General features: G+C 73.1%; 10 protein-coding genes. 2 read left to right on the top strand and 8 right to left on the bottom strand.

What is annotated here, in order from left to right:
* Nucleotides 1-956 (bottom strand): cellulase family glycosylhydrolase (locus tag ACFV4N_RS33460; protein WP_499676657.1); only part of this gene is annotated, 956 nt, incomplete at its 3' end.
* 299 nt (nucleotides 957-1,255) lie between these two features.
* Between ACFV4N_RS33460 and ACFV4N_RS33465 the strand changes: the two genes are divergently transcribed.
* The gene (locus tag ACFV4N_RS33465; RefSeq protein WP_499676658.1) at nucleotides 1,256-1,945 is read left to right on the top strand and encodes a GH12 family glycosyl hydrolase domain-containing protein; all 690 of its coding nucleotides are present in this window, start codon (nucleotides 1,256-1,258) and stop codon (nucleotides 1,943-1,945) included.
* On the opposite strand, the gene ACFV4N_RS33470 is transcribed toward ACFV4N_RS33465, so the two are convergent.
* The 5 genes from ACFV4N_RS33470 to ACFV4N_RS33490 are packed head-to-tail and all read right to left on the bottom strand — an operon-like array spanning nucleotide 1,935 to nucleotide 7,052.
* Entirely contained in the window at nucleotides 1,935-3,482 is a 1,548-nt protein-coding gene (locus tag ACFV4N_RS33470) for an acyl-CoA synthetase (protein WP_499676659.1), read from the bottom strand. The two genes, ACFV4N_RS33465 and ACFV4N_RS33470, sit on opposite strands and share 11 nt — an antisense overlap.
* Nucleotides 3,476-4,777: an MFS transporter gene (locus ACFV4N_RS33475; RefSeq protein WP_499676660.1), complete on the bottom strand. Its 1,302-nt coding sequence runs from the start codon at nucleotides 4,775-4,777 to the stop codon at nucleotides 3,476-3,478. The genes ACFV4N_RS33470 and ACFV4N_RS33475 overlap by 7 nt, the downstream gene beginning before the upstream one ends.
* Before the next feature lie 16 nt (nucleotides 4,778-4,793).
* Nucleotides 4,794-5,252, bottom strand: a complete 459-nt coding sequence (locus ACFV4N_RS33480) for a MaoC family dehydratase (RefSeq protein ID WP_499676661.1) — start codon at nucleotides 5,250-5,252, stop codon at nucleotides 4,794-4,796.
* The gene (locus ACFV4N_RS33485; protein ID WP_499676666.1) at nucleotides 5,249-6,133 is read right to left on the bottom strand and encodes an amidohydrolase family protein; all 885 of its coding nucleotides are present in this window, start codon (nucleotides 6,131-6,133) and stop codon (nucleotides 5,249-5,251) included. The genes ACFV4N_RS33480 and ACFV4N_RS33485 overlap by 4 nt, the downstream gene beginning before the upstream one ends.
* Nucleotides 6,134-6,140: 7 nt before the next feature.
* Nucleotides 6,141-7,052 (bottom strand): SDR family oxidoreductase, encoded by a 912-nt coding sequence (locus ACFV4N_RS33490; protein ID WP_499676662.1) that lies wholly within the window; start codon nucleotides 7,050-7,052, stop codon nucleotides 6,141-6,143.
* Nucleotides 7,053-7,156: 104 nt separating this feature from the next.
* Between ACFV4N_RS33490 and ACFV4N_RS33495 the strand changes: the two genes are divergently transcribed.
* Nucleotides 7,157-7,993, top strand: coding sequence for a PaaX family transcriptional regulator (locus tag ACFV4N_RS33495; protein ID WP_499676663.1), 837 nt, complete (start codon nucleotides 7,157-7,159; stop codon nucleotides 7,991-7,993).
* A 100-nt stretch (nucleotides 7,994-8,093) separates the two neighbouring features.
* Here ACFV4N_RS33495 and ACFV4N_RS33500 read toward each other — a convergent pair whose 3' ends face one another.
* The gene (locus tag ACFV4N_RS33500) at nucleotides 8,094-9,221 is read right to left on the bottom strand and encodes an endo-1,4-beta-xylanase (RefSeq protein ID WP_499676664.1); all 1,128 of its coding nucleotides are present in this window, start codon (nucleotides 9,219-9,221) and stop codon (nucleotides 8,094-8,096) included.
* A 149-nt stretch (nucleotides 9,222-9,370) separates the two neighbouring features.
* A partial coding sequence (locus tag ACFV4N_RS33505; RefSeq protein ID WP_499676665.1) for a hypothetical protein occupies nucleotides 9,371-9,831 on the bottom strand: 461 nt, incomplete at its 5' end.

Genomic DNA, 9,831 nt, shown 5'->3' on the forward strand with positions numbered 1-9,831 from the left:
GCCCTGGCGGTGGCCTTGATGCCGTTGGCGCCGTGGAAGATGCGCTGACCCCACGTCGTGAGCCGGGTCGGGTCGAACTCGGTGGCCATGTCCAGGATCGGGTCGGTGTTCCCGCTCCACGACCAGGCCAGGTACCCCAGCCCCCGCTCCTCCGCCTCGCTCAGGATCGTCTCGTGGTCCACCTCGCCCGAGGCGAACCGCCAGCCGAACTCACCGATCACCAGCGGCCAGCCGTTGGCCTGGAACCGGTCGAGGTACGAGGTGATGGCGGAGGCGGTGTTGAACACCGAGTACATGTGGATCGACAGCACCGTGTTGCGCTGCGCGTCGGCGTCCAGCACGGTCTGGGCGTTGTCGCGCATCACGTGCTGCCAGTCCTGGCCCCAGTTCGGCCCGTCCACCATCAGCAGGTGCTGGAACCCGTTGGCGCGCAGCTCCCGGATGGCGGCGGCGGTGGCGGCGGTCCACTGGGCGGCGTCGACGTTGCCGATCGGCTCGTTGCCGATGTTGATGACGACGTAGTCCTCCTGGCCGACCAGGGCGCTCTTCTGGCCGACCCAGTAGTCGACCGCCTCGGCCAGCGACGCCGCCGCGCCCTCCTCGCCGTAACCGGTGGTGTCGTGGACCTCCAGCACGCAGATCAACCGGTTCCGCTTGCACAGGTCGACGACCGCGGCGGTGTCCGTCGACGGCCCCCACCGCTTGCCGCTGCCCAGCACCACCCGCACCGCGTTCGCGCCCAACGCCTTGACGTCGGCGAACGCGCTCGTGCGGCCGGTGAACCAGACGTGCGGGTGGTTGACGCCGCGCATGACGAAGGGGCGGCCGTTGGCCTCCACGACCCGAGTGCCGCTGACGTGCAGCCCCACCGCTGCCCCGGCCTGCGGCGCGGACACCGCCACGAACCCGGCGGCGGCGACCAGCGCGGCGCCGATCGCCGCGAGCGCTCGTCCCATGGCCCCTCCTCCCGTCGAACACCGTTGGCCGACAACGCCCGCGGCCCGATCGGGATCCCGGGCGAGCGGGAACGAGCCTGGCCGGTGAACGCGTGTTCGACAACCCGTCGAACGCTTCGACGCGCACGTCCGGGTGAATTCCTTCGAACGGCGACTTCGAACGGCGTCGAACGCGGGCACGCCGTTGACCACCACCCCACCGGCTGCCACAGTTCACCCCACCGTCGCCGGAGAACCGCACGCGCGCTTTCGCCGCGGCGCGCCGGGAAACGGGCGACGAAGCCCGGGGAAGAGTGCCGATGGTGAACAGGGCGCGGTGGGCCGCGGCGGTGGTCGCGGTCGTCGGGATCCTGGTCGGGAACGCGGGTTCGGCGCACGCCGCGACCTGGTCCTCGACCGACAAGTGGGGCACCTGGTCCAACGGCGGGTACACGGTCCGCAACAACGTCTGGGGCAGCGGGGTCGGCCCGCAGGCGATCTGGGCCAACTCCTACTCCAACTGGGGCGTGTGGGCGAACCACCCGAACACCGGTGGCGTGAAGTCCTACCCCCACTCGGCCAGGGACGTCGGTCGCCGGCTCAGCGGGTTGAGCAGGTTGTCCAGCTCGTTCAACGTCACCAGGCCGGGCGGCGGCGCCTACGCGACCGCGTACGACATCTGGGCCGACAACCACGCCTACGAAGTCATGATCTGGGTCAACAAGCAGGGCGCGGTGGGCCCCATCGGGGCGCGCGAGACCACCGCCTCGGTGGGTGGCCACACCTGGGACGTGCACCGCGGGTCCAACGGCTCCAACCAGGTGTTCTCGTTCGTGCGCACGAGCAACACCGACGCCGGCACGGTCGACGTGCTGGCCGTGCTGCGCTGGATCGGCGCCCGCGGCTGGTACGGCGACGTGACGATCGGGGACGTGCAGTTCGGGTTCGAGATCACCTCGTCCTCGGGCGGGATGGACTTCCGGGCCAACAGCTTCTCCATCACGACCTGAGCCCGCGGTCCCCGGTCGGGTGTCCTCCCGGGACCGCGGGGCGCCCGACCGGGGGCAGCGGCAGCCGCCTCAGCTCGGCCTTGCGGACCTTGCCGGACCCGGTGCGCGGCAGCTCGTCCACCACGTCGACGTGCACCGGGACCTTGTACTTGGCGAGCCGCGCGACCAGGAACCCGCGCAGCTCCTCCGGGGTCGGCCCGCCGCCCTCGCCGTAGCGGACGAACGCGCGGCCGACCTCGCCCCACCGGGGGTCGGGCACCCCGACCACGGCGGCCTCGACCACGGCGGGGTGCTCGGCCAGGGCGTTCTCCACCTCGGCCGGGTAGACGTTCTCCCCGCCGGAGATGAACATGTCCTTGAGCCGGTCCAGCACGTGCAGGTGGCCGTCGGCGTCGAAGTGGGCCAGGTCGCCGGTGCGGAACCAGCCGCCCGGCGCGAACGCGGCGGCGGTCGCGGCCGGGTCCCGCCAGTAGCCCGGCGTGACGTTGGGGCCGCGGACCAGCACCTCGCCCGCCTCGCCCGGGTCGGCGTCGCCGCCGTCGGGGCGCGCCACCCGGACGTCGGCGAAGAACACGGGCGGACCCGCCGAGCCGACCTTGCGGGTGCTCTCCCCCGCCTCCAGCAGGGTCGCGCCGGGCGAGGTCTCGGTGAGGCCGTAGCCCTGGCAGAACACCAGGCCGCGCTCCTGGTAGGCGCGGATGAGCGGTTCGGGGACGGCCGCGCCGCCGCACAGCAGGTGGCGCAGCGAGGACAGGTCGGCGGTGCGCCAGCGCGGTGACGCGGCCAGGTCGGCGTACATGGTGGCGACGCCGAACATCCACGTGATGCGCTCGCGCTCGACGAGGTCGTAGGTCCGGTCGACGTCCCAGGAGGGGGTGAGCACCGCCGTGCCGCCCTTGACGAAGGTGGGCAGCAGGGTCTGGGCGAGGGCGCCGACGTGGAACAGGGGCGCGGACACCAGGGTGCGCTCGGTGCTGGTGATGTCCATGCCCACCAGCAGGTTGAACGTGTTCCAGATCAGGTTGGCGTGCGTGAGCACCGCGCCCTTGGGCCGGCCGGTGGTGCCGGAGGTGTAGAGGATGAGGGCGGGGTCGTCCTGCCGCACGGGCACGTCGACGGGGTCGGCGGGCCCCTGGTCGAGCCCGCTCTCGAAGTCGGCCAGCCCGATGACCGCGCCCGGCGGGCGGGCCAGGTCGCGGACCGCGGCGGACGGCGCGTGGATCAGGACCGACGCGCCGGAGTCGGTCAGCACGTGGTCCACCTCGGGCGCGGCGAGCCTGGTGTTGACCGGCACGAAGACCGCGCCGAGCGCGTGCGCGGCGAACATCGCCTCGACGAACGACGGGTGGTTGGGGCCCAGGTAGGCGACCCGGTCGCCGGCGCGCACGCCCGCCGCGCGCAGCCGGCCGGCCGCGCGGTCCACCCGCGCGGCCAGCTCGGCGTAGGAGGTCCCGCGTCCGGAGTGGACGATGGCGGTGCGGTCGGGCGACAGGAGCGCCCGGCGGGCCGGCCACGCGCCCAGTCCCGCGTTCACCACGTCGGCCCTCCCCCGGGCGCGGCGGTCGGCGACGCGTCCCGGGCGCCGGTCTCGCGCAGGGCGAGCACGCACAGCACGGTGAGCAGGCAGCAGCCCGCGATCACGGTGGAGATGGCGGTGAGCCCGCGCCCGCCGGTGGCGCGTTGCACCTCGGCGAACAGCAGGGGCGCCAGTCCCGCGCCGAGCCCGGCGAGCTGGTAGCCCAGCGAGGCGCCGGTGTAGCGGTGCTCGGCGCTGAACAGCTCGCTGTAGAGCGCGGCCAGCGGCCCGTAGACCATCGGGTGCACCACGCCCTGGCCGAGCACCAGCGCCAGCACGAGCAACCCGGTGCTGCCGCTGTCCACCAGGGGGAACAGCACGAAGCCGTAGACCGCCATCGCGATGGCGCCGACCAGCACGACGGGTCGCCTGCCGAACCGGTCGGACGCGGCCGACCAGGCGAGGATGCCGACGACCGCGCACGCCGAGGACAGCGTGAGCGCGTTGAGCACCGTCTGCCGCGCGTAGCCGACCTGCACGCCGTGGGCCACGACGAACGTGGTCAGCGTGGACTGCACGACGAACGCCGACAGCCCCACCCCGACGCCCAGCAGCAGCACGCGCGGGTGGTGGCGCAGCACCTCCCACACCGGCGGCCGTCGCGGGCCGGTCCGCCCGATCGCGCGGAAGACCGGCGTCTCCTCCACCCGGTGCCGGACGAACAACCCGACGCCGAGCAGCGCCACGCTCGCCAGGAAGGGGAGGCGCCACCCCCAGTCGAGGAAGGCCTCCTCGCCGAGCAGCGCGCCGGTGCCGGCCAGCACGGCGGTGGACAGCAGCAGCCCGCACGGCGCGCCCGCGTTGGTGAAGCCGGCCCACAGGCCGCGCCTGCCGGTGGCATGCTCGACGGACATCAGCACCGCGCCGCCCCACTCGCCGCCGACCGCGATGCCCTGGAGCACGCGCAGCAGCACCAGGCCGACCGGCGCGAGCACGCCCACCTGCCCGTAGGTCGGCAGCAACCCGATGAGCGTGCTGGACACGCCCATCAGGACCATGGTCGCGACGAGCACCCGCTTGCGGCCGAACAGGTCGCCGAAGTGCCCGAACACCACACCGCCCAGCGGGCGCGCCAGGTAGCCGGTGGCGAAGGTGCCGAAGCTGGCGATGGTGCCCGTGAGCGGGTCGAGCGAGGAGAAGAAGACCTTGTTGAACACCACGGCGGACGCGGTGGCGTAGAGCAGGAAGTCGTAGTACTCGATCACGCTGCCGAGGAAGCTCGACGCGACGGCGCGGCGCAGTTGCGGGTTCGGCACGGCGCACCCCCGGCCTTCAGGCGTAGTGCCGGTACACGGCGCGTGCCACGCACGCGGGTTTGTCCGCCCCGTCGATCTCGACGGTGAAGTCCAGCGCCATCTGCACGCCGTCGCCGGGCACCTCCTCGACCGAGGCCACGCGGCCGGCGAGCCGGACCTTGGCGCCGACGGGCACCGGGCTGGGGAAGCGCACCTTGTCCAGGCCGTAGTTGACGCTCATCCGGGTGCCGCGGATCTCCAGCAGCTCGCCGAACAGGGGGATGAGCAGGGCCAGGGTCAGGTAGCCGTGGGCGATGGTCCCGCCGAACGGCCCGTCGGCGGCCCGCTCGGGGTCGACGTGGATCCACTGGTGGTCGTCGGCGGCGTCGGCGAAGGTGTCGACGCGGTCCTGGGTGATCTCGCGCCACGCGGTGTGGCCGAGGTCCCGGCCCGCGAGGGCGAGGAGTTCGGCGAGCCCGTCCGCGGTGGTGGTCATGTGCGCTCCCGGTGGTCGGTGAGGCCCAGCAGCCTGGCCGCGTTGTGCTTGAGGATCTTGGGGCGGACCGCGGGCTTGAGGTCGAGGTCGGCGAAGTCGGCGAGCCAGCGGTCGGGGGTGATCACCGGGTAGTCCGAGCCGAACATCACCTTGTCCTGCAACAGGGAGTTGGCGTAGCGGACCAGCTGCGGCGGGAAGTACTTGGGCGACCACCCGGACAGGTCGATGTGGACGTTGGGCTTGTGCGTGGCCACGGCCAGCGCCTCGTCCTGCCACGGGAACGAGGGGTGGGCCAGGACGATCCGCAGGTCGGGGAAGTCGGCGGCCACGCCGTCGACCAGCATGGGGTTGGAGTGCCCGAGCCGGATGCCGCCACCGCCGCGCACGCCCGCGCCGATGCCGGTCTGCCCGCTGTGGAACAGCGCGGGCACGCCCAGCTCCTCGATGGCCGCGTACAGCGGGTAGGCCATCCGGTCGTCGGGCGGGAAGCCCTGGAGGCTGGGGTGGAACTTGAAGCCGCGCACCCCGTGCTCCTCCACGAGCCGGCGCGCCTCGCGCACGCCCGCCCGGCCCTTCCACGGGTCGACGCTGGCGAACGGGATGAGCACGTCGGGGTGCTCGGCGCAGCTCGCGGCGACCTCCTCGTTGGCGATGCGCGGGTGGCCGGTGGCGTGCTCGGCGTCCACGGTGAACACGACGGCGGCCAGGCGGCGCTCGCGGTAGTGGGCGGCGGTCTCGGCGATGGTGGGCCGGCGGTGGCCGTGGGCCTTGAAGTGGCGCTCGGAGGCGTCGAGCAGCTCCCGGCTCAGCGAGGTGCGCCCGTCCAGGGCCACCTCGGCGTGGGTGTGGACGTCGATGGCCACGATCGCGTCGAGGTCGATCGCCACGTCAGGCCCCCGGCGGGGTGGGCGCGGGGATGCCGAACGGTTCGGGTTCCGCGCCCACGCCGGTCTGCCACGACTCGGCGATCGCGGTCGCGGTCCAACCGCCCTCGGCGAACGCGACGGCCTTCTCCCTCGGGTGGGCCCAGAGGGCGAGGCGGTCGCCGCCGATGCCGATGGCCTGGCCGGTGATCCCGCGCGCCAGGTCGGAGAGGAGGAACACCACCAGCGGGGCGACGTCCTCGACGGAGCCCAGGCCGTGGCCGCGGCGCAGCCACCCGGGCAGCGGCGCGTCGGTGCGCGCGGCCTCTTCGAGGGCGTCCGCGAAGGCGGGGACGGTCCTGGTCATCTCGGTGGCGGCGACCGGGACCACGGCGTTGACGGTGATGTCGGCGCGGGCCAGCTCCAGCGCCCAGGTGCGGGCCATGGCCACGATGCCCGCCTTGGCCGCGGCGTAGTTGGTCTGCCCGAAGTTGCCGCGCTGGCCAGCGGGCGAGGAGACCAGCACGAGGCTGCCGCCCTCGCCCTGCTCGCGCATCCGGGCCGCCGCGGCGCGGGCGCAGGTGAAGGTGCCGCGCAGGTGGACGTCGACCACGGCGTCGAAGTCCTCGTCGGCCATCTTCCACAGCACCTTGTCGCGCAGCACGCCCGCGTTGGCGACCAGGGCGTCGAGCCTGCCGAACTCCTCCACGGCGGTGGCGACCAGGTCGTCCGCCGTCGCGGTGGGACCGACCGGCGCGGCCACGGCGACCGCGCGCCCGCCCCGTTCGGCGATGCCCTTGGCGACCGCGGTGGCCGATTCGGCGTCCACGTCGTTGACCACGACGGCCGCGCCGGCGGCGGCCAGCGCCTCGGCGTACGCGCGCCCCAGTCCCCGGCCGCTGCCGGTGACCACGGCGACCTTGCCCCGCAAGTCCATGACGACGCCTCCTCGCGCTCGCTGCCGTGCCGCCAACATAGGGCAGATTTGTGACGCTCGTCCAGACTCTGCACAACTTCGACCGCGCCGGCTACCCTGGGCCGGTGACCGACCCACCCGGCGACGCGCCGCAACACCCCCGCCCCCAGTCGCTGATGCTGGCCTTCCTGGGCCTGTACGTGCTGGACCGCGGCACGGCGGTGTACTCGGGCAGCGTGATCGAGGTGTTCGACCGCGTCGGGGTGTCCGAGGAGGCGGTGCGCTCGACGCTGACCCGGATGGCGGGCCGGGGCCTGCTGACCCGGCGGCGCCGCGGCCGGCGCGTCTACTTCGGACTGACCGACCACGCCACCGAGGTGCTGCGCGACGGCAGGCGGCGGATCTGGGAGACCGGCGCGGTCAACCGCGCCTGGGACGGCAACTGGACGCTGGTCGGGTTCTCGCTGCCCGACAGCCGTCGCGGCGACCGGCACGACCTGCGCTCGCAACTGGTGTGGGCGGGTTTCGGCATGGTGCAGAACGGGTTGTGGATCGCGCCGGGCACCCGCGACGCCGCCGGGATCGTCGACCGGCTGGGCCTGACCGACCACGTCACCGTGTTCACCGCGCGGCCCGACAAGCCGACCGGGTCCGCCGACCTCGTGCGCCGGGCGTTCGACACCGCCGCCATCGCGGCGCGCTACCGGGCGTTCACCGCGCGCTGGGGCGAACCGGCCCCCCTGCCCGCGCTGCCCGACGACCTGGCGCGGCTGCTGGTCCTGCACACCGACTGGCTGCAGCTCGTGCGGCAGGACCCCCACCTGCCCGCCGAGCACCTGGACGAGGACTGGCCGGCCATCCACGCCGAGCAGTTGTTCCACGACCTCCACGCCCGCTACCGCGAGCCCGCGGCGGCCCTCGCGGCCGACCTGATCGAGGAGATCCCCGCCGCCGAGGGCTGAACCGGGCCGGACCGGTTCCGCCCACCACGCGACGGAGGGAGGGCGGCCCGCTGCCACCCTCCCTCCACAGCCACCCCCCGGGAGTGGTCGTCGCGTCGCGTCAGCGGCGCTTCTTGCCCGCCTTCTCCAAGGAGTCGCGCAGGGCGTAGTAGGAGGGCTTCCGGGTGAAGTCCTCCGTCATCACCGTGGCCGAGCCCTCACCCTGGAAGAACACCGGGACCCACGAGTACCGGTCGGTGAAGCCCCAGATGGTGAAGGAGTTGCAGTCGTCCACCTTCAGGCACGCGTCGAGCGTGCGCTGGTAGTAGTCGGCCTGCTGCGCCAGCTGGGCCTCGGTGGGCACGCCGCTCTCCGGCAGGTCCATCCGCACGTCCAGCTCGGTGATCGCCGTCTCCAGCCCGAGGTCGTCGAAGCGCTGGAGGTTGACCTGGAGGTCACCCGGGAAGCCGTACCGCGTGCTCAGGTGCGCCTGCGCGGAGAACCCGTGGACGGGCACCCGCTGGGCGCGCAACTGCTTGATGAGCGCGAGGTAGGCGTCGCTCTTGGCGTTGACGCCCTCCACGCCGTAGTCGTTGAAGAACAGCTTCGCCTTGGGGTCGGCGAGGTGGGCCCAGCGGAACGCGTCCGCGATGATGCCCGGACCCAGCTCCCGGATCCAGATGTTCTCGCTGCGCAGCTGGCCGGCCTCGTTGAAGATCTCGTTGGCCACGTCCCACTGCTGGATCTGGCCCCGGTAGCGGCCGACCACGGTGAAGATGTGCTCCCGGAGGATCTCGCGCAGCTCCTCCTTGGAGAAGGTGCCCTGCTCCAGCCAGGCCGGGTTCTGGCTGTGCCACAGCAGGGTGTGCCCGCGGACCACCTGCCCGTTCTGCCGGGCGAACTTGACGATCTTGTCCGCCATGCCGAAGTTGTAGGTGTCCCGATCGGGGCGCAGGTACTCCCACTTCATCTGGTTCTCGGGCGACACCGAGTTGAACTCCGCGGCCAGCAGCCTGCGGTACTGCTGGTCCGAGGTGAACGGGTCGGGGTAGGGCTGCTCCTCGTGGTGACCGCCGCCGGCCGCGGCGGTGCCGATGTAGAAGCCCTTGGGGGCGGCCTTGCGCAGGGTGTCCTTCTTGGCGTGGCCCGGCCGGTGGTCGGCCGCCGGCGCGGCCGAGGCCACGAGCGTCAACGGCACCGACAGCGCCACCGCGGCGACTGCGGCGGTGACCAGGTGGGTCGACTTCATCAGTGTCTCTCGCTTCCTCGCGATGTCACTTCGAAACTTTCGTTGTGCTAGGTGAAATATTTCGAGTTGCCGGACCCTAAGATGACGGGCGCTTTACCGTCAAGGGTCGATCAGGCGCAGGTGGCGACCCGACCGGCGGCACACCGCCTTCAGGGGGACTTGCGCAGGTGCTTTCGCGCGGAACGCGAGACCCGTTCACCCAACGTCCGTCCCAACGCGACGGCGACCGCGGTGGCCCACGCCGCCCGCGCCGCCCGGACGACGGCGGACCGGCCGCTCCCGTCCACGACGTCCACGCACCCGGGCGTGAGGTCGTGGTGGTCCGCGACGAGGGCGAAGGCCCGGCACCCCCGGCCGTGCGCGTAGCGGGCGTGCGCGAGCAGGGCGCCCGCCACCGCGCCGCGACCGGGCGGCACCGCCCGGCTCGGCACCCCCAGCTCGGCGAGCACGCTGCCCAGCTCGTCCAGCCCCGTCGGCTCGCCGGTGTAGCAGGCCAGCGCGTGGTGCACCGGCCCGGCCGCGCGCAGCACCGCCGCGACCCGCTCGCGCACCAGCTCCGGGCGCGGCGCGTCCGGCCCGACGACGCCGTCGACGTCGATCAGCAGCACCC

This window comes from Actinosynnema sp. NPDC059797 (genome assembly GCF_042732085.1).
Classification (GTDB): Bacteria; Actinomycetota; Actinomycetes; order Mycobacteriales; family Pseudonocardiaceae; genus Actinosynnema.

Excerpts from the sequence above, each read along its gene's own strand:
- ACFV4N_RS33465 (WP_499676658.1), top strand. The coding sequence starts at position 1,256 with ATGGTGAACAGGGCGCGGTGGGCCGCGGCGGTGGTCGCGGTCGTCGGG.
- ACFV4N_RS33480 (WP_499676661.1), bottom strand. The coding sequence starts at position 5,252 with ATGACCACCACCGCGGACGGGCTCGCCGAACTCCTCGCCCTCGCGGGC.
- ACFV4N_RS33490 (WP_499676662.1), bottom strand. The coding sequence starts at position 7,052 with ATGGACTTGCGGGGCAAGGTCGCCGTGGTCACCGGCAGCGGCCGGGGA.
- ACFV4N_RS33500 (WP_499676664.1), bottom strand. The coding sequence starts at position 9,221 with ATGAAGTCGACCCACCTGGTCACCGCCGCAGTCGCCGCGGTGGCGCTG.